Annotated in this window: 17 protein-coding genes; 13 read left to right on the forward strand and 4 right to left on the reverse strand. The window is 64.0% G+C overall.

Annotated elements, in window-relative coordinates; translation table 11 throughout:
• Nucleotides 1–17 precede the first annotated feature (17 nt).
• From AC4FWB_RS16755 to AC4FWB_RS16770, 4 genes are read right to left on the reverse strand one after another with little or no spacing between them, the layout of a single operon-like run.
• Nucleotides 18–845: an ABC transporter permease gene (locus AC4FWB_RS16755; protein WP_491027337.1), complete on the reverse strand. Its 828-nt coding sequence runs from the start codon at nt 843–845 to the stop codon at nt 18–20.
• Entirely contained in the window at nt 845–1741 is an 897-nt protein-coding gene (locus tag AC4FWB_RS16760; protein WP_491027339.1) for an ABC transporter permease, read from the reverse strand. Before AC4FWB_RS16760 ends, AC4FWB_RS16755 begins: the two co-directional genes overlap by 1 nt.
• Nucleotides 1738–2799 carry an ABC transporter ATP-binding protein gene (locus AC4FWB_RS16765; protein ID WP_491027340.1) on the reverse strand — a complete coding sequence of 354 codons (1062 nt, stop codon included), beginning with the start codon at nt 2797–2799 and terminating at the stop codon, nt 1738–1740. Before AC4FWB_RS16765 ends, AC4FWB_RS16760 begins: the two co-directional genes overlap by 4 nt.
• A 23-nt stretch (nt 2800–2822) precedes the next feature.
• Nucleotides 2823–3698, reverse strand: coding sequence for an ABC transporter substrate-binding protein (locus AC4FWB_RS16770; protein WP_491027341.1), 876 nt, complete (start codon nt 3696–3698; stop codon nt 2823–2825).
• A 76-nt stretch (nt 3699–3774) separates the two neighbouring features.
• Here AC4FWB_RS16770 and AC4FWB_RS16775 point away from each other — a divergent pair, with 76 nt between their 5' ends.
• The 13 genes from AC4FWB_RS16775 to AC4FWB_RS16835 all read left to right on the forward strand — a co-directional run bounded on the left by AC4FWB_RS16775 (nt 3775) and on the right by AC4FWB_RS16835 (nt 19536).
• A complete protein-coding gene (locus AC4FWB_RS16775) occupies nt 3775–3966 on the forward strand; it encodes a hypothetical protein (protein ID WP_491027342.1) in 192 nt (63 codons plus the stop codon).
• A 219-nt stretch (nt 3967–4185) separates the two neighbouring features.
• Entirely contained in the window at nt 4186–4656 is a 471-nt protein-coding gene (locus tag AC4FWB_RS16780; protein WP_491027343.1) for a MarR family winged helix-turn-helix transcriptional regulator, read from the forward strand.
• A 192-nt stretch (nt 4657–4848) separates the two neighbouring features.
• A complete protein-coding gene (locus tag AC4FWB_RS16785) occupies nt 4849–5898 on the forward strand; it encodes a phosphotransferase (RefSeq protein ID WP_491027345.1) in 1050 nt (349 codons plus the stop codon).
• Between the two features lie 27 nt (nt 5899–5925).
• Nucleotides 5926–7206, forward strand: coding sequence for an aspartate aminotransferase family protein (locus AC4FWB_RS16790; RefSeq protein ID WP_491027347.1), 1281 nt, complete (start codon nt 5926–5928; stop codon nt 7204–7206).
• Between the two features lie 14 nt (nt 7207–7220).
• Entirely contained in the window at nt 7221–8144 is a 924-nt protein-coding gene (locus AC4FWB_RS16795; protein WP_491027348.1) for a hydroxymethylglutaryl-CoA lyase, read from the forward strand.
• 9 nt (nt 8145–8153) lie between these two features.
• Nucleotides 8154–8903 carry an enoyl-CoA hydratase/isomerase family protein gene (locus tag AC4FWB_RS16800; protein WP_491027349.1) on the forward strand — a complete coding sequence of 250 codons (750 nt, stop codon included), beginning with the start codon at nt 8154–8156 and terminating at the stop codon, nt 8901–8903.
• Complete coding sequence (locus AC4FWB_RS16805) at nt 8900–10087, forward strand: CaiB/BaiF CoA transferase family protein (protein WP_491027351.1); 1188 nt, start codon at nt 8900–8902, stop codon at nt 10085–10087. Before AC4FWB_RS16800 ends, AC4FWB_RS16805 begins: the two co-directional genes overlap by 4 nt.
• 2 nt (nt 10088–10089) lie before the next feature.
• Nucleotides 10090–10869: an enoyl-CoA hydratase/isomerase family protein gene (locus tag AC4FWB_RS16810; RefSeq protein WP_491027352.1), complete on the forward strand. Its 780-nt coding sequence runs from the start codon at nt 10090–10092 to the stop codon at nt 10867–10869.
• The gene (locus AC4FWB_RS16815) at nt 10856–12475 is read left to right on the forward strand and encodes an AMP-binding protein (RefSeq protein ID WP_491027354.1); all 1620 of its coding nucleotides are present in this window, start codon (nt 10856–10858) and stop codon (nt 12473–12475) included. The genes AC4FWB_RS16810 and AC4FWB_RS16815 overlap by 14 nt, the downstream gene beginning before the upstream one ends.
• Nucleotides 12476–12484: 9 nt before the next feature.
• On the forward strand, nt 12485–13447 hold the full coding sequence (locus tag AC4FWB_RS16820; protein ID WP_491027355.1) for an NAD(P)H-dependent flavin oxidoreductase: 963 nt from the start codon (nt 12485–12487) through the stop codon (nt 13445–13447).
• A gap of 46 nt (nt 13448–13493) precedes the next feature.
• Nucleotides 13494–15122 carry a GMC family oxidoreductase gene (locus tag AC4FWB_RS16825; RefSeq protein ID WP_491027356.1) on the forward strand — a complete coding sequence of 543 codons (1629 nt, stop codon included), beginning with the start codon at nt 13494–13496 and terminating at the stop codon, nt 15120–15122.
• A 400-nt stretch (nt 15123–15522) separates the two neighbouring features.
• The gene (locus tag AC4FWB_RS16830) at nt 15523–17550 is read left to right on the forward strand and encodes a hydantoinase/oxoprolinase family protein (protein ID WP_491027357.1); all 2028 of its coding nucleotides are present in this window, start codon (nt 15523–15525) and stop codon (nt 17548–17550) included.
• Between the two features lie 3 nt (nt 17551–17553).
• Complete coding sequence (locus tag AC4FWB_RS16835; protein ID WP_491027359.1) at nt 17554–19536, forward strand: hydantoinase B/oxoprolinase family protein; 1983 nt, start codon at nt 17554–17556, stop codon at nt 19534–19536.

The following is a 19536-nucleotide window of genomic DNA, read 5'->3' on the forward strand; positions in this document are numbered from 1 at the left end:
GGAATGGCGCGGCTGGATCAACGGTCGTTGGTCGCTTTGACACCGTCGCGGCGGACAAATTGCGCAGCGATGAGAACGAAGATCGACAGAACCACCAGCATGGAGGAAATCGCCGCGACAGTCGGGTCGACCTGGTCGCGGATGTTGGCGAACATGCGCTTGGTCAGCGTCGATGTCGCGCCGCTGGAGATGAAGAGCGAGACGACGACTTCATCGAAAGAGGTGATAAAGGCGAACAGCATGCCGGAGATGACCGCGATCCGGATCTGCGGCAGGGTCACCGTCAGGAATGCGCGCAACGGCGAGGCGCCCAGGCTGCGCGCAGCTCGTTCCTGGTTGACGTCGAAGCTGGCCAGGCCATTGCCGACGGCGATGATCACAAATGGAATGGCCAGCGTCGTGTGCGCCAGCACGAGGCCCGTCAGCGTGTTGTTGAGGTTGAGTCGAGCGAAGACGAAGAAGGCGCCGATGGCGACGAAGATGAGCGGAACCATCATCGGCAGGATCAGCGCGCCGCGCACGACGGCATTGAAGCTGCCTGAGCGTTTGTGGAGCCCGTAGCTGGCAAGCGTGCCGAGCACTGTCGCCAGGATCGTCGTCGAAGATGCGACCTTGAGGGAAACGACAGCCGAGCGCAGCCACTCATCGGAGGTGAAGAAGGCTTCGTACCATCTCAGACTCCAGCCGCGCGGCGGGAATTCCAGATACTGGGAGTCGGAGAAGGACAGCGGGATGATGATCAGGCAAGGGATGACGAGGAAGGCCATCACCAGCGCCACCAGCACGTAGAGCCAAAGGCGCTGCCCGTGCGTGATCTGGGTGGAGGAGGCGGGCTGGCTCGGCATCAATGCTCTCCGACCGATGATCCCAAACGCTGCACGCCCCACCTCATCAGCAGCAGGATAAAGCCTGTAACCACCAGCAGCGCCACGCTCAGCGCGCTGGCCGCGCCCCAGTTGGCGAACTTTGACACCGCGTCGGCGATCTGGGTGGACCACATGGCGACGCGGCCACCGCCCAGTAGCGCCGGTGTCAGGTAGAAGCCGAGACAGAGCACGAAGGTCAGGGCGCTGCCTGCGCCAAGGCCCGGCGCAGACAGCGGCAGGAAAACTTGGCGAAACGCCTGCGCCGGCGATGCGCCGCAATTGGCCGCGGCCCTGAGATAGACCGGATCGATGGCGCGCATCGACGAATAGAGCGGCAGTATCAGGAAGGGCAGCATGACATGCACCATGCCGATGACGGTGCCGGTCAAGTTGTTCACCAGCGGCAGGGAGTCGCTGATCAACCCAAGCTGCTTCAGCCAGGTGTTGATGATGCCCTCGCGCTGCAAGAGAACGAGCCAGGCATATGTCCTGACCAGAACGGACGTCCAGAAGGGCAGGATGATGAACACCAGCAGGATTTGCGCCGCGCGCTGCGACAGTTGCGAAAGCAGGTAGGCAACGGGATAGCCGAGCAAGACGCATATACCGGTGACCAGCGCGGACACTTCGAGCGTGCTGAGAAAGCTGTTGATGTAAGCGGGCCGCAGGAGGCGAGCGTAGTTCTCGGACGACAGGGCGCCGGAAGCGTTGAAAAGCGACAGCCAGGTCAGCCAGGAGAATGGAGCCAGCAGCACAAGGGCAACCAGCAGGAGGGCCGGCATGGACAGCCCGAACATTGCGAACCCGTGACGGCGCTCATCGGCGCCAAGCAACTCGACGTTGAGCGATGGGGTTTCGTAGGCTGCCACGCTCACGAGGAGGTTTCCCGCACCAGCACGCTCGCTTCCGGCCTCAGCCACAAAGTAAGCGTCTGCCCGGGCTCCGGCAGAGGCTTGCTCTCGGTCGGCGCGCGCCGGATCGATATTTCATGGTCGCCCGGCAGCTTCAGAGAAATGGAATGGCTGTCGCCACGATAGACGACATCGACAACCAGGCCTTCGATGCGGTTGTCGCGCTCGTCGTCGCCCTGCCAGCCGAGACGCTCCGGCCTGATCATTAGCCATTGCTCGTCTAAAGGGGAGGGCGGCTGCGCCAGTTTCAGCCGGCGTCCGGCCAATTCATATCCGTTGCTGGTCTTGCTGACAGGCAGCATCCTCGTCTCGCCCATGAAGCTCGCCACGAAGTGACAATTGGGTCGGTCGTAGATGTTTGTCGGCGTGTCGAGTTGCACGATCCTGCCGTTGCGCAGCACCGCGATGCGGTTCGACATTGTCAACGCTTCCTGCTGGTCATGGGTGACGTAGACCGTCGTCATCCCGAGCCTGTCGTGAAGGCGTTTCAACTCGATCTGCATATGCTCGCGCAGGTTCTTGTCGAGAGCCGAAAGCGGCTCGTCCATCAAGAGCAGCTTCGGCTCGAAGACGATGGCGCGCGCGAGCGCGACGCGCTGCTTCTGGCCGCCGGACAATTCAGTGATGCGGCGCGCGGACAGATGCGCCATCTGCACGACGTCGAGCGCTTGCTTGACGCGTTCACGAATGTCGGTCACCTCGCGTCGGCGCAGCTTGAGCGGATAGGCGACGTTGTTGAAAACGTCCATGTGCGGAAACAGCGCGTAGTTCTGGAACACCATGCCCAGGTCGCGCTTGTGGGGAGGCCTGGTGATGAACTCGACGCCATCGACCATCAGGCTGCCACTGTCCGGGCGTTCGAAACCGGCAATGACGTTGAGCAGCGTCGTCTTGCCCGAGCCGGAAGGCCCGAGCAAGGTCAGGAATTCACCGGGCTCGATATCCAGCGATACGTCGTCGAGCGCCCTGAACGCGCCAAATGCCTTCGAGACATTTCGTATGGATACGGCGCCCGACGTCATGCCACTCCCTCCTGCCAGAGCCCTTAGTTGGACATCAGGAGGCTATAGTCTTCGCGTACCAACTCACTGTTGTCACGCCACCAGTTCGTGTCGATCGGCGTCTGCTTGGCGACGTTGTCAGGCGACATATTGGATTGCGCGAGCACCTCGGGTGAAAACTTGCCGACTTTGAAAGCCAGGCTGTTGGAGGGCCCGTAATACGGCATCATCTGGGGAATGCGCGCCTGAAGCTCCGGCGACACCACGCCGGCGATGAACTTCTGCGCCGCGGCTACATTCTTGGAGCCCTTGAGGATCGCCATGCAGCCATAGCCGAGAAGGCCGTCCTCATAGGTGAATTCCACCGGCGCCCCATCCTTGATGACCGAAGCGACACGGCTTCCCCAGATGGCCATCATGTCGACTTCCTTGTCCTTGAGGATCTGCGCCGACTGGGCGCCTGACGACCACCACACGGCAATGTTCGGCTTGATCTCCTTCAACCGCTCGAGCGCAAGCTTCGTATCCAGCGGGTAGAGGGCATCCTTCGCCACGCCGGCGCCGAGCAACGTGATTTCCATCATCTCCTGGGGATAGGCGCTGAGCGCGCGCCGGCCGGGAAACGCCTTTACGTCCCAGAAATCCTTCCAGCTGGTCGGATGCTTGTCCTTGTAGACGTCGGTGCGCCAGGCAAGCACGACCGAATAGGTATTGGTCGCGATCCAATCCTTGTCGTAGGCCTTCTTGTCGAAGCCGTCCGCCTTGACCAGCTTATAGTCGAGCGGCTCGAAGAGGCCCTCCTTGCTGCCGACGGCGCATTCGTCGGCGCCGAGATGCACGACATCCCAAGTCGGGCTGCCCGACTGCACCTGAACACGCACGGCCGCGATACCGTCCTGCGTCTCCTCCGAAATCGACACTCCGGCGCCCGCGGCGGCAGGTTGCCATAAGGTTGCACTCAGATCCTTCTGCAGGTTGCCGCCGAGGCCGGCGACAGTGAGCGTATCGTTTGCGAATGCGCTCGACGCTGCGCAAATTACGGCCGTTCCAATCAGGCTCGCAAATGCAAATCGCCTCAAATGCATGGTGTTCTCCCTTTTGATTGAGCTGTTCCGCCGCGCCGGCCCTTCTCTGTGGCTTGGCGTGCGCAAGATCGACAAGACGCCGGGGTCGTGGCAATCTGGTTGATGAGATGAACTATCTGGTTTACGTTGTCAACTAAATTTCGACCCAAGTCGATCTCTCGCCCCAGCTTCGTAAAGGCCAATCATGAACAGATCAAAACAGGGATGGGCGGCTTCCGTCCATTCGCGAGGCGAGGGGGCTCCGAGATCAGCGGCCGGGCAGGATCGCGCCGTTCGCGCGAACCGATCCTTGGGGGAGGATCCTGCACCGGACATCCGGGACTTGTTTTCATTCGAGCTCCAGCGGCTGGCCGGTCTGTCGACGCGCATCGCAACCTTGTCGATCCGGCCGAAATACGGTGTGACGACCCGGGAGTGGCGTGCCCTGGCCGTCTTGAAGTACCTGGGCACTGTGCCATTGCAGGAGTTGGCCAAGCACAGCGGCCTGCTCAAGAGTCAGATGAGTCGCACTGTGTCGGGACTGATCGACAGGGGCTATATCCAGAAGACCGCGAACCCGGAAGATGGCCGCAGCATTCTGTTGCGTCTCAGCGCCGAAGGTCTCGCGCTGTCAGAACAGGTGCTCGACGACTCTTTCGATCGAAACGAGCAGATGCTGTCCTCGCTCACCAATGCCGAGCGGCTGATGCTGATTGAACTCATGCGGCGCGTCATCCGCACCAGTTCGGACTACTTCCACGACCTCAAGCAATTGGCCAGCCAGTCGGACCTCGATCAACTGGACGAGGAATAGCTCGCTTTCAAAATATGGTTGACCATGTGAACGATATAGTTCACAAGAGCAACCAATAATAGGCGGGCAAAGCGCTCGAACATTTGCACTCCGGCGAGTGGTCGGACGTGCGTGCGCTGAGTTCGCGCCATCGCATCGCATGGAGCGGGTTTGCTTTGAGCTGCGTGTGGCAGGCCGAAGCAGGGACAGATTATGACGGAAGCTGCCGCCTCATCACTCGACAAGGTCTTGTCCGTGCCACTGCCGGACTTCGAAGCCGGTGATCTTGCTGCAGCACTGCGCCAACACTTCGGCATCGAAGGCTCGCTTTCGCGTATCAGCGGCGAACGCGATTTGAATTTCAGGGTCGACGCTTCGGACGGTCGTACTTTCGTTTCCAAAATTTCAGGCCCTGCAGATGCCTATGATGAGATCGCGTTCCAGAACGCGGGCCTGATCCATCTGGCCTCGCGGGATCCATTGCTGCCGGTCCCTCGCGTCATCCCTGCACTGGATGGCCGCATGATTGTCCCGCTCGAGCGGAATGGTCGCAATTGCCTGCTGCGTGTCTTGAGCTTCTTGCCTGGCGAGCCGGTGATCGGTCACCGAGCTACGTCCGCCCAGCGCACGAAGCTCGGCGAGCTCAGCGCCAGGCTCGATGTCGCGCTCGCCGACTACGCGCATCCGGCGGCGGAGCGGTCGCTGATCTGGGATCTCGTTCACTTCTCCGCTCTCAGCGGCAAGCTTGGATTTGTCGAGGACGACAGTCAAAGAGCGCTGGCGGGACGGGTTTTCGAGCGGTTCACCAGAGTCGTCGCGCCGCGCATGCCCGCATTGCGCCGGCAGATCATCCACAATGACCTCAATCAGAACAATATCCTGATCGGCCGCGATGGCACCGTTTCCGGCTTCATCGATTTCGGCGACATGGTCCGAACCGTCCTTGTGGCGGAAATCGCCATTGTAGTCGCCCACCAGCTCTATCGCGAAGACGACGTATCGTCGGTCATGACGGAGATCGTCGCAGGCTATGCAAGGGCGCTGCCGTTGCGGGACGAGGAGATCGCCGTCCTGCCGGTCCTGGTTCAGTCGAGGCTGGCGATGCGAGAATTGATCGTCGCCTGGCGCAGCAGGACCAACCCGGCCGCTACCACCTCCTATCGAAACGACATCAGCAAGTTTGGCTGGGCAGCGCTTGCGCGTTGCGAGGCGCTGGATGAGCGGAAAGCTCACGACTGCCTCGCCGAGGCTGCCCGGCTCTGACACGGATTTAAGATAAGGATCAGTTGGATGTATGACGTGCTCATGGAACGCCGGGACCGCTTCCTGGGCCCGGTCTACAAAGAATTCTACAGAACGCCGTTTCTGCCGGTTCGCGGCGAGGGCGTGTGGGTGACGGATAGCGACGGGAAGCGCTACCTCGACGCCTACAACAATGTTCCGCATGTCGGGCACTGCCACCCGCGGGTCGTCGAGGCGGCAAGCCGCCAGCTTGCAATCTTCAACTCCAACACCCGCTACCCGAGCGATCTGATCGTGGACTATGCGGAGCGGCTGGTCGCCACCTTGCCGAAGCCGCTCGAGGTTTGCATGTTCGTCTGCTCCGGCACCGAGGCCAATGAGCTTGCCTGGCGCATCGCCGCGGCGAATACCGGCGCGGATGGCGCCGTCGCGACGCGTTCCGCCTTCCACGGCAACTCGACGATCATCGGGGCGCTCGATACATCGACCATCCCGCCGGAACGTCGGCAGAGCTGGGTCGCCGCCGTGCCGGCGCCAGAATCCCGGGAAACCAGCGATCCGGGCCTCCGGCAGACGGCCGATGAGTATGCCGCGCACTATCGGCATGCCATCGGCGATCTTGCGAATCGAGGACATAGACCCGCGGCGCTGTTTTTCTGCCCGGTCTTTGCAAGCGACGGGCTCTACAACACGCCCGCCGGATATCTGGAGTCGGCGATGACGGAGGTGCGCAAGGCCGGAGCTCTGGTCGTCGCCGACGAGGTGCAGTCGGCCCTCGGCCGTACAGGGACGCATTTCTGGGGCTTCCAGCATGCGGGGATTGCGCCCGACATCGTCACCATGGGAAAGCCGATGGGCAACGGCTTGCCTCTGGCGGTCGTCGCCACCAGTCGCCGGCTGGTCGAAGGCTTTCTCAGGAACGAGCGCTATTTCAACACGTTCGGCGGCAACCAGGTCGTGGCGGCTGCGGGTCTCGCCGTGCTCGACGTCCTGCGCGACGAAGGTCTGCAGCAGAACGCGTCGGACGTAGGTGCCTATCTGCGTGCCAACCTGAAATCCTTGATGCCGCGCGACAGTCGCATAGGCGACGTCCGCGGCACCGGCCTGTTCGTAGGCGTCGAGATCGTCAAGGACCGGGATGGCTACGCGGCAGCTCCCGAGACGGCTCGCGCGATCATCGAGGATCTGAAGCAGCGCGGTGTGCTGGTCGGTATCACCGGACGTCAGCGCAACCTGCTCAAGATAAGACCGCCGATGGTCTTTTCGCGAGAGAATGCCGATCAGCTTGCCGAGACGCTCGGCCGCACGCTGACGTCATTGTCCCAATGAGAGTGAGATAGCTCATGAACCGCGAGGTCGTGATCTGTGAGTGCTTTGCCCGCGATGGCCTGCAGCATGAGCCTACCTCCATGGGCACGCAGGCTAAGATCGGGATCATAGACTCCGTGGCCGAGGCCGGATTTTCTCGCATCGAAGCAACCAGCTATAGTCATCCTGCTCAGGTCCCCGCTTTCGCCGATGCCTCCGAAGTGCTGAGGGGCATTCGCCGGCGCCCGTATGTGTATTTCAAGGCCACTTGTCCGAACCGGAAAGCGGTCGAGCGCGCGCTGGCGGACTTCAGAGCCGGCTATGGTGCGGAAGAGTTGAGCCTGCTCGTCTCGGCGACCGAAGCGCACACCGAACGCAATCTGCGCACGACACGCGAGCAGCAATGGCGCAATGTCACCGAGATGGCCGTGCTGGCCGGGGGTCATTTTCGCCTCATTGGGGTCGTATCCATGGCTTTCGGATGTCCGTTCGAGGGACGTGTCGATCAGGGTGCGGTGATCGCCGACATCGCGCATTTCGCATCGGTTGGCGTACGGCATGTCACGGTGGGCGACACGACCGGTCACGGCACGCCGTCAACCGTGCGCGCGTTGTTCAAGCGCATCGCCCAAGATATGCCGGAGGTGACGGCAATCGCGCATTTCCACGACACGCGCGGCACGGCGCTCGCAAATTGCGCGGCCGCCTACGAGGCCGGCTGCCGTTGGTTCGACAGCGCACTGGGTGGCGTCGGCGGTCATCCGGCGCAGATCCAATACGGTGAGGGCTATACCGGCAATGTCGCGACCGAGGACCTGGTCAACCTGTTCGAGGCCGAAGGCATCGCAACCGGCCTCGATCTGGATCGTCTGAGCGAGGCCTCGCTGCTGTGCGAAAAGCTGCTCGGTCGGCCGCTACAGAGCCGCGTGGCCCGCGCCGGCTATGGATTTGTCAGCTAGGAATTCGGCATGGGACAGACAATGGAAACTCCGCTGCTGGCGATCGAAAGCCGAGGTCCGGTGCGCGTCGTCGTGCTCAATCGTCCGGACAAGCTGAATGCACTCGACACCGCGTTGACGCAGGCCTTGCATGACGCCCTGGAGGCGGCCGATGGCGATGCCGATGTGCGAGCCATCGTGCTCACGGGCGCCGGGCGCGGCTTCTGTGCCGGCGCCGATCTGTCGGAATTCAAACACCTCACCCCGGCCAATCAGGACGCGGTGGAACGTCGGGCGGATCTCACCTGCCGCACCCAGGCGATGCTGCAGAAACTGTCGAAGCCGGTCGTCTCGGCAGTGCGCGGCGCAGCCGTTGGCGGCGGCGCGGGCCTTGCGATCGGCTGCGACATGATGGTGGCGGGCGCCGACCTCAAGTTCGGCTATCCCGAGCTGAAGCATTCGATCGTGCCGGCGCTGGTGATGACCGGACTGCAACGTTCGCTGGGACGCAAGGCGGCTTTCGAGATGATTAGCCTCGGTCGACTGATCGGCGCCGAGGAGGCGCTCAAGCTCGGCCTGGCCAATCGTGTCGTCGAGCCGGATCAAGTAATCGAGGCGGCCGTTGCGATTGCCGAACAATGGGCGGCCGCCAATCCACGCGCGATGGCGGCGGTGAAGTCGCTCTACTACCAGGTCGCCGACTTGCCCTATGACGAGGCGATGGCGGTAGGCCGCGACGTCAACGCCAGGATGCGCGCCTTCAGGGATGACGAAGCATGAGCCCGCTCGAGGGAATACGCATCCTCGATTTCTCGCGGGTGCTCGCGGGGCCGATGGCCACGCAGATGCTGGCCGAGATGGGCGCCGAGGTGACGAAGATCGAGCGCCCGGGGACCGGCGACGAGTCGCGCAGTTTCGAGCCGCGCGTGGCCGGCGGCGAGAGCGCCTATTTCTTCGCCTTCAACAGGGCCAAGCGGTCGCTGACGTTGAACCTGAAATCGGCGAAGGGGCAGGATCTGGCGCGGCGGCTGGCGGTTGCTTGCGACGTCGTGGTGGAGAACTTTCTGCCTGGCGAGATGGAGCGCTTCGGCCTCGGCTATGATCAGCTCGCCAACCTCAATCCCGGACTGATCTATGTATCGAGCACCGGCTTTGGCCAAACCGGGCCTTATCGGGACCGCCCCGGCTACGACACGGTTTTCCAAGCCCTTTCCGGGGTCATGCATCTGACTGGCCATGCCGACGGACCTCCTGCCAAGGCCGGCGTGCCGATTGCCGATCTGAGCTCGGGTCTGTGGGTCGCCATTGCCATACTGGGCGGCCTGGTCGGCAAAGCGCGGCATGGCAAGGGCTGCCGTGTCGACCTGTCGATGATGGATGTACAGGCAAGCCTGCTGGCGCTCGCGGCCGCCAGATTGTTTGCGCTGGACGAAGACGTGGCGCGCGCCGGAACGGAGCATCCGGGCCGCGTTCCTTCCGCCGCGTTTGAATGCCGCGACGGCGGCTGGCTGCATATCAGCGGCAGCGACCAGCACTGGCCCGGGCTTTGCTCCGCGCTCGGGCTTTCCGAGCTCGCGGCGGATCGCGCGCTCGACAAGAACGCCGAACGTGTCGCCCAGCGTGAACGCGTCATGGCGGCAATTCGCGCCGCCATCCTCATGCACGAACGCGCGCAGCTGGCCGAAAAGTTGCGGGCGGCCGGCATCCCCGCCGGAGAGGTTAACACCGTTCGCGAGATACTGAACGATCCTCATATGACGGCAAGAGGCGTCGTTGGCGCCTTCGAGCATCCGAGCGCGGGGCGCTTCCCGGCCCTGCGGACGCCCGTGCGATTCGATGGATTCGACGATCCACAGATCGGCTGCCCGCCGCGGCTTGGCGCCGACACGGGTCGGATACTGTCCGAGGAACTCGGGCTTGACGCCCGCGAGATTGCTGCGCTGAAAGCCGAAGGAGTGATTTGAGCATGAGCGTGCCAGTACCGGTTATCTGCCGCCGCGATGGACCTGTCGTCCATATCGTCCTCAGTCGTCCGGAAGCGCGCAACGCGCTGAACCTGCAAATGTGTCTCGACCTGCGCCGTCATTTCGAGGAACTGGATGGCGACAAGGACATAAGGGCGGTGCTGCTGACCTCGACCGGCCCGGTCTTCTGCGCCGGCGCCGATCTCAAGGAGCGTGTCGACAAGGACGAACGCTGGGTGCTGGAACGCCGCAGGGCCTCATTCGCGGCCTATGACGCGATCGCCCGCTGCGGCAAACCGGTGGTGGCGCTTACACAAGGGCCAGTGGTCGGATCCGGGGGTGAAATATTGATGAGCTGCGACTTCGCCATTGCATCCGAGAAGACCACCTTCCGTTTTCCCGAACCGCAATGGGGAACCGTCGGCGCTACACAGCGCCTCCAACGCGTCATTGGCAAGGCGCGAGCCAAGGAGCTGCTGTTCACCGGCCGCATCATGCCGGTCGAGGAGGCCTATCAGCGCGGCCTCGTCGCGCGCGTTGTGCCGCACGAGGACCTGGCCAAGGCGGGCGAGGAGGTTGCGGCAAGCATCGCGGCCGCCCCGCCGCTGGCGATCGCGCTGACCAAACAGGCTGTAGACCTTGGCCACGAGACGGACCTCGGCAACGGCATCCGCATCGAGCTCGCAGCGATCGAGCGTTGTCTTGCCGACGGCGGCTGGCGCGACGGCATCAGGAACTTCATCCGACAGACCGAGGCTGGAGCGGGCAATGGCGAAGGCTGAGCTCGATCTCGCGGGCTTCTTTCCGCTCACGATCGCAGAGGCGCTGCGCCGCACGGAGGCAACCGCTCCCGATGTCGAGGCGATTGTCGCCTCGGACGGGCGCATCGCCTGGGGTGCCTTGGCCAAAGAGGTCGGATGTGTGAGTGCCGGCCTTTCTGCCCAGGGCATACGCAAGGGCGACCGCGTCGGCCTTTGCCTCGGCAACTCCGTGCGCTGGGTGACGATCTTTCTAGCCCTCGGTTCGCTTGGCGCGGTCACCGTGCCGATCAACACTCGCTTCGTCGCAAGCGAAATGGCCTATGCGTTGCGCCAGTCGCGCGTCAGCACGTTGATCACCTGCGACAAGCTCTTCAAAATCGATTTCATCGCCATGTTGCGGGAGGTCTGTCCGGCTGTCGATCGGCGGCTCCCCGACGATGTGATGCCGGCGCTGGCGAAGGTCATCGTGATCGGTGATGACGTCCCGCAAGGCGCGGTCGGATGGGGTTCTGTGGAGGCCGCAAGTGCCACCGGCGCCCCGGATATCGAGGCATGCAGCGCCAACGATCCGCTGCTTATCCAGTACACGTCCGGCACCACCTCCTTTCCGAAGGGGGTGGTGCTGACCCATTGCAACATGCTTGCCAATGCCTGGTTCTCGGGCTTCAGAATGGGGTTGCGGCCAGCCGATCGCTTCCACAGCGCCCGGCCATTCTTCCATGTCGCCGGCACGACGCTTTCCATCTTGTCGGTGCTGCAGCACGCCGCCACGCTGGTCAGCATGGACCGCTTCGAGGCGGGAGAGGCGCTCAGGCAGATGGAGGCGGAGCGCTGCACGCATTTTTCCGGCAACGACACCATGGCTCTGATGCTGCTCAACCATCCCGATAGGGCGCGGCGCAAGCTCCATCTGCGCGGCGCGTGGCTGGCCGCCTCGCCGACGATCGTGCGGCGGGTGATAGACGAGCTCGGCGCCCGCGAATGCGTGGTTGGCTATGGGCTTTCGGAGGCATCTCCCAACGTCGCGCAATCCTGCTTCTGGGAACCGGAGGAGATCCGGGTCACAGCCGCGATGCGGCTTGAGCCAGGCGTCAGCGTGCGCATCCGCCGCGCCGATGGCAGCGACGCGGAGGCCGGCGAAAGCGGCGAGATCCTAGTGCGCGGCTGGAACGTCATGCTCGGCTATTTCGACAAGCCGAAGGAGACCGCCGAAGCGCTCGACCCCGAGGGCTGGCTGGCGACCGGCGACCTCGGCGTGCTCGATCGCAGCGGGCGCCTGACCTTTCTCGGCCGCGCCAAGGAGATCATCCGTGTCGGTGGCGAGAATGTCTCGCCGGCCGACGTGGAGAACGCATTGCACCGCCATCCGGCGATCAGGCAGGCCGCGGTCGTCGGCGTGCCCGAGGAGCGGTTGGTCGAAGTGCCCGCCGCCTTCGTCATCCTCAACGAGGGTCATTCGGCGGCCCCCGAAGACATCAAGGCCTGGGCAAAGGGCGAGATGGCCGGCTTCAAGGTGCCACGTCACGTCTGGATCGTCGACAGCTTCGAGGCCATCGGCATGACCGCCAGTTCCAAGATCCAGAAGAAGCAGCTTGCCGCGCATGCGCGTGGCCTGCTCGGCCTCTGAGGCGGCATCGTGCGGATCGACACACAAGTCACGCGGCTTCTCGGCATCGATCTGCCGATCATCCAGGCCGGCATGTCCTGGGCGTCGTCGAACGCGGCCTTGCCGCTCGCCGTGTCACGTGCCGGCGGTCTCGGCGTCATCGCGGCCGGTCCCATGTATCGCGACGACCTTGCACGGGCCATCGACGCGGTTCGCGCCGGCACCGACCGGACCTTTGCCGTCAATCTGCCGCTTTACCGCAAGGGCGTGGACGAGATCATCGATCTGCTGGTCGAGAAACGCGTGCCGGTGCTGATCGCCTCGCAGGGCGGGCCCAGGAAATATCTGGAGCGCTTCAAGGCGATCGGCACCATTTGCCTGCATGTGGTGGCTGGCGCCGAGCATGCGCTGAAGGCCGCCGACGCGGGTGTGGACGGATTGATCGCGGTCGGCGGCGAGGCGGGCGGCCACCCGCCGCCGGAGCTCGTGTCGACGCTGGTGCTCGGCCGCGCGATCGCCAAGGCGGTGCCCGACATGCCGCTCGTCCTCGGCGGCGGCTTTGCCGATGGTCGCGGCCTGGCGGCCGCGCTCGCGCTCGGCGCCGGCGCCGCGCAATTCGGCACCCGCTTCATGCTCTCGCGAGAGGCCAGGCTCCATGACGCCTACCGGCAGCGCCTCCTCGGCGCCTCGATCTCCGACACACTCGTCGTCGGCCGCGGCCTCGGCATGATCCGCGTGCTCAGGAACCGCTTCGCCGAAGCGATGAACGAGGCCGAAAACAGCGGCGTCGCCGACGAAGCGCGCCGCGAGATCTTTGCCGCCAGCACATTGAAGGCCGCTGCCTTCGACGGCGATGTCGACCAGGGCAAGCTGGAAGCTGGCCAGAGCGTCGGGCTTGTCGGCGACATCTTGCCGGCCGCCGAGATCGTCCGCTCGATCGCCTTGGAATATGCCGCTGCCGTGGCCGTGCTGCCGCGTCCGACCGAGAACTAGAAGAGGAACGCCTCATGCTCGACAAGTGGTTGCGACACTGCGGGCCATGCGGGACGCCGTCGGACAGGCACGCCTGAGGGGCACTGGTTTGCAGACCTACGACTACATCATCGTCGGCGCCGGATCCTCCGGCTGCGTGCTTGCCAACCGCCTGGTGAGTGCCGGCAGAAATGTCCTGCTTCTGGAGGCCGGTCCGCGCGACAACACGCCCTTCATAAATATCCCGGCGACGTTCGTGCGCGTGCTCGGCACAAAGCGAACCTGGATGTACCGGACGGAGCCCGAACCCGGCGCCAACGGTCGCGTGCTGACCGTACCGCAGGGACGTACGCTGGGCGGCGGATCGTCGGTGAACGCGATGATCTACATTCGCGGGCAGGCCGAGGATTACGATACATGGCGCGATCTCGGCTGCGCCGGCTGGGGCTATGAGGACGTGCTGCCGATCTTCCGGCGCAGCGAGGACAACGAGACTTTCTCCAACGCCTTTCACGGCGTCGGCGGCCCGCTCAAAGTGTCGGAGCCACGCTATCGTCATCCGATCAGCTCGGCCTTCGTGCGAGCCGCGCAGGAGGTCGGCCTGCCTCACAATCCCGACTTCAACGGCGCGGCGCAGGCTGGTGTCGGTTTCTATCAGACGACCACCTTCGCCGCCCGGCGCGGATCGACGGCAGCTACCTATCTGAAGGCTGTCCGTCACTCGAAACTGCTGACGCTGCATGTGGAAGCAGCGGCGGAAGGGGTGGTGCTCGAAAACGGCGCCGCGGTCGGCATCCGCTACCGCAAGGCCGGGCAAGTCCTAGAAGCGCGCGCGAGGGAGGAGGTCGTGCTGTGTGCCGGCGCGCTGGCGACACCGAAGCTGCTGATGCTGTCGGGAATCGGTCCGCAAGCGGAACTGGCCGGTCTCGGAATTCCGGCGACGCGGCATCTGCCGGGCGTGGGCGAAAACTTCCAGGACCACATCACCGCGTCGGTCTACGGGATCACCGACCGGCCGATCTCGCTCAAGGGCCAGGACAAGGGGCTGCGAGCTGTCGCGAACGGCCTGCAATATCTGTTCGCGCGATCGGGTCTTCTGACGTCCAACGTGGTCGAGACCGGCGGTTTCGTCGACACCAGCGGGCACGGCAGGCCGGATGTCCAGTTCCACGTCACCCCGGCGCTGGTTGGAGATGCCACTCGCGAAGCGATGGACGGGCACGGCGTGTCGATCAATCCGTGCATCCTGCGTCCGGCTTCGCGCGGCAAGGTCTCGCTGCGCAGCCGGGAAGCCAACGACCCCATCATGTTCGTCGGCAACAATCTCACTCGGCTGGAAGACCTCGACACCCTGGTGCGCGGCCTGAAGCTCGCTCGAAAAATCCTTCGCGCGCCATCGATGCGGGCGCTCGGCTTTCGCGAGCTTGCGCCGGGCGATGGTGACAAAAGCGATGCGCAGCTCGAACAGCACGCACGCGCCTTCGCAAAGACGGTCTATCACCCGGCTGGCACCTGCAAGATGGGTATCGACGAAATGGCCGTTGTCGACAACCGGTTGCGGGTGATCGGCGTGCCACGGCTTCGCATAGCGGACGCCTCGATCATGCCGACGCTGGTCAGCGGCAACACCAATGCGCCATGCATCATGATCGCCGAACGCTGCGCCGATTTCCTGCTGGCTCGCGATCACGTTTAGGATTGCCGAGCCGGACCTGACGCGTTGTCAGGCCGCGAGGGGCAGGCAGCGATCGTTCCTAGCCCTTGCTTGAGACGCAGATCGCAACGGCGCGAACCGCTCCCGGTTCGCTCGAACCGGCGTGCATTCCTCTGCTTAAAAAGAGCCTGCGGAGACTTCGTCCAAAGGAGGGCCGTGAGTTCGATCGTCTGGCGTAAATCGCACTAAAGTTGGCGTAACATGCCAAGAATTGTCTGACAGACACTGCGACGCTGATTGCAACAAAAAAGGGGAAGGCAGGGCCGGGAATGGCCTTGTCTGAAGTCGCAAAGACCCGAAACCAGGCCGGAAGTGCGTGAGCAGCCCTTGCTGGGTCCGCAGGCGCGCGGCCAACCGACAGCATAGGAATGGGAGTGCCAGAATGACATCTTTGCGTGTCGCGATCGATATAGGCGGGACGTTCACCGACGTCTGCATCATGGACGACGCCAGCAAGTCGATCCGCGTCACCAAGGTGCCCTCGACGCCAAACCCGATCGACGGCTTCATGGCCGGACTGCAGCGGGGCAATGTCGCGCTGGGTGACGTCGCGCTGCTGGCGCATGGCACGACGGTTGCCACGAACGCTCTCATCACGCGGCGGCTGCCTCGCGCGGCGATGGTCTGCACCAAAGGGTTTCGCGACATCATCGAGATTAGGCGCGCCGACAAGGAGGATCTCTGGGATACCTACAAGGATGTGGCACGGCCTTATATTCCACGCCGGGACCGTCTGGAAGTCGCCGAACGGATGGATGCCAATGGCAGGGTTCGCCAGCCGCTGGACGAGGATGAAGCGCGCCACGTCGCCCGCATCCTGAAGAAGCGCGGCGTTGCTGCCGTCGCGGTCTGCTTCATGAACGCCTTCGCCAATGGCGCCAACGAGCGACGGATGAAGGAAATCCTGCTCGAGGAGCTGGACGGCATCCCTGTCACGACCTCGTCGGAAACCCTACCGGAAATCTTCGAGCACGAGCGCTTCTCGACCACCGTGGTCAACGCGGCGCTCGCGCCCGTCGTCGGCGACTATTGCAACGCGCTGGACGCGCGGCTCAAGTCCGAAGGCTACAAGCGCGATCTCCTGCTGCTGCACTCTGGCGGCGGTGTGATGACAGCCCGCGGCGCCAAGCAGTTCGCCGCCCGCCTTGCCGGTTCAGGTATCGCCGCCGGCGCCATCGCCAGCCGTCACATCGCCTCGCAATGCGGCTTCCCGAACTCAATCGGCCTCGATATGGGCGGCACCAGCTGCGACGTCTCGCTGGCCAGCGAGGGGCGCTCCCGGGTCACCAAGGATTGGTTCATCGAATTTGGTTATCCGATCCGCTTTCCGGCGATCGAGCTTCTGACGATCGGCGCCGGCGGCGGCTCGCATGCCTGGATCGACCCGGCCGGCTCGCTGCGCAACGGCCCGCAGTCGGCCGGCGCCAATCCTGGACCCGCCTGCTACGGCCGAGGCAACATGATCCCCACCAACACCGACGCCAATGTCGTGTTGGGGCGCCAAGGCACCAGCCTCGCCGGCGGACACATGTCGCTCGATCCGAAGCTCGCGCAAGCGGCGGTGGCCAAGGGGGTCGCCGAACCGCTTGGACTGGAAGTGCATGCCGCCGCAAACGCGATCGTCCAGGTGGCGAACGCCAACATGGCGGACGCCGTGCGGCTCATCTCGATCAGCCGCGGCTACGATCCGCGCGATTTCGCTCTCGTCGCCTTCGGCGGCGCTGGCGCGCTGCACGGCGCCGAGATCGCGCTTGAGCTCGCGATCCCGGTCGTGATCGTGCCGCCCAATCCTGGCGTCACCTCGGCGCTCGGCTGTCTGCTCGTCGATGTCCAGCACGATCTCGGCCAGACCTTCATCAGCGAGGCGAGCAAGACCGACATGGCGACGTTAATGTCGCTGTTCGCCAAGCTCGAAGACGAGGCCTGGGACCTGCTGCGGCAAGAGGGGGTCGAACGCCAGGACGTCATCCTCGAGCGTTCCGTCGACATGATGTACCAGGGCCAGTGGCGCTCGCTGTCGGTGCCGTTCGGCGCGGCGCTGCAGTCCGTGGACCAGCTCGTCGCCGCCTTCCATGCGCTGCATGAGCGCGAGTACAATTTCCGCCGCGACGACGCGCTGGTCGACATCTACCGCGTCAATCTGAGCGCCATCGGCGTCACGCCGAAAGCCACGCTCGCCGAGCATGCCCTGTCGAGCGAGGAACCGGTGCCGAAGGAGCGGCGCACGGTGTGGTTCGACGACAAGCCGTTCGCCGACACGCCGATCTATCAGCGCGAGGAGATGAAGGCGGGCGCCAGGCTCGTCGGCCCGGCCATCATTGAACAGTTCGACTCTACCACCGTCGTGCCGCCCGATGTAACCGCCGAGATCGACCGCTTCCTCAACATCGTCATCCGCTTCGAGGCCTGAGCCATGAACACTGCCGCCGCAATGCAGCGCGCCGAAGGATTTGCCCTCGATCCTGTGACCTTCGAAGTGCTGAAGAACTCGTTCATCAACTCCGTCAACCAGATGTCGGAGCAGATACTCAGGACCTGCTACTCCTTCGTCATCTACAACCGCGACTTCTCCAACGGGCTGAGCGACGTCAATGGCGATTCCGTCGCCCAGGGCGACCAGGATCTCGCCGGCCATGTCGGCACGCTTCATCTGACCTGCAAGGACGTGATCCGCGTGTTCAAGGGCCGCATGGAGGACGGCGACGTCTACGCCATCAACGACCCCTATGCCGGCGGCACACATTTCTCCGACGTGCGGCTGATCCGTCCGATCTTCATCGACAGCGAAGTCATCGGCTTCGCCCAGTCGAACGGCCACTGGACCGATGTCGGCGGCTCGACGCCCGGCTCCTTCGACGTGATGGCGCGCGACATGTTCCGCGAGGGCATCCGCATCACGCCGGTCAGGCTGTGGCATGCCGGCCGCTTCTGCGACGACGTGGCGAACCTGATCGCCGCGCAGACGCGCGATCCGGCCTCCATCATCGGCGACATGCAATCGCAGGCGCAGGCGACGATGATCGCCGCGCGCGAGATCCAGCGCCTCGTCGCGAAATACGGCAAAGAGACAGTCAAGGCCGGCTTCGCCGACGTCCAGAACTATGTCGAGCGCGCCACTCGCCAGCGGCTGGCCGAACTGCCACGCGGTACCTGGGAGACGGAGGATTTCCTCGACCGCGACCTTGGCGCGGGCGAGGGGCTGATCCCGATCAAGATCAAGCTGACGCTCACCGGCGAGAAGGCGATCTACGACTTCACCGGCTCGCATCCGACGGTCGCCTCGCTCTACAACTCGGCCTTTGGCGGCACCTTCTCGGCCTGCGTGGCGGCGATGAAGAACTTCTTTCCGGACCTGCCGCTGAATTCCGGATTCTACCGCACGATCGAGGTCATCGCGCCCGAGAACACCATCGTCAACGCCAAATGGCCGGTCGCCGTGACAGGCTTCCTGATGCCCTTCGACAAGATCGTCAATTCGGTCGCCGAAATGTGGTCGCGCATCATTCCCGAGCGCGCCATGGCCTGCACCTTCCATTCCGAATATTTGCTCACCGGCGGCCAGGACGCGCGCAAGCCCGAGCGTCCGACCTTCATGTTCTACGACTGGCTACCCGGCGGCTGGGGCGGGCGCAACGGCAAGGATGGCTGCAACCTGACGACCTTCCTGTTCGGCACCGGCCTGCGCTCACAGCCGGTAGAGGGCCAGGAGCGCGGCTCGCCGATCATCACCGATGAATACCAGGCGCTGCCGGATTCGGCTGGCCCCGGCAAATGGCGGGGCGGCGTCGGCGTGATCAAGCGCGGCACCATGCTCGAGGTCGACGCCACAGTCATGTCCTATATCTGCGACCGTGAGCGGTCCGTCGTGTGGGGCATCCAGGGCGGCCTGCCTGGCGTGCCTCACGGCATCACGTTGACGCGCGCGGGATCGGACAAGGGCGAATGGATGGGCGCGGTCTTCTCCGATGTGCCGGTTCGGCCTGGCGACCATTTCAGCCGTCCGACCTCGGGCGGCGGCGGCTTTGGCGATCCGCTCGAGCGTGATCCGCAAGCCGTGCGCGAGGACGTGATCGACGACTATGTCACCGTCGGCCGTGCCAGGATCGACTATGGAGTCGTCCTCAAGGTCATCGATGCGGACCTGCTCGAATACGAGATCGACGAGGAGGCGACGCGCACTGAGCGTGCTTATATCCGCGCCAACCGCATCGCCTGGGCGCGTGAGGATGCGGAGGCCGTCGCGGCCCGCTATCGGGCCAGCGAGATCGGCATGCTGGACGCGATCCGCCGCCACGCCGTCATCCTCGACTGGGGCTCCGGCGAACTGCTCCAGAAGACGACGCGCCAGTACCGCGGTGCGTTCGAGAAGCGTACCGTCGCATTCTGGAGCAAATAG

This window comes from Mesorhizobium sp. LEGMi-168a (assembly GCF_058312955.1).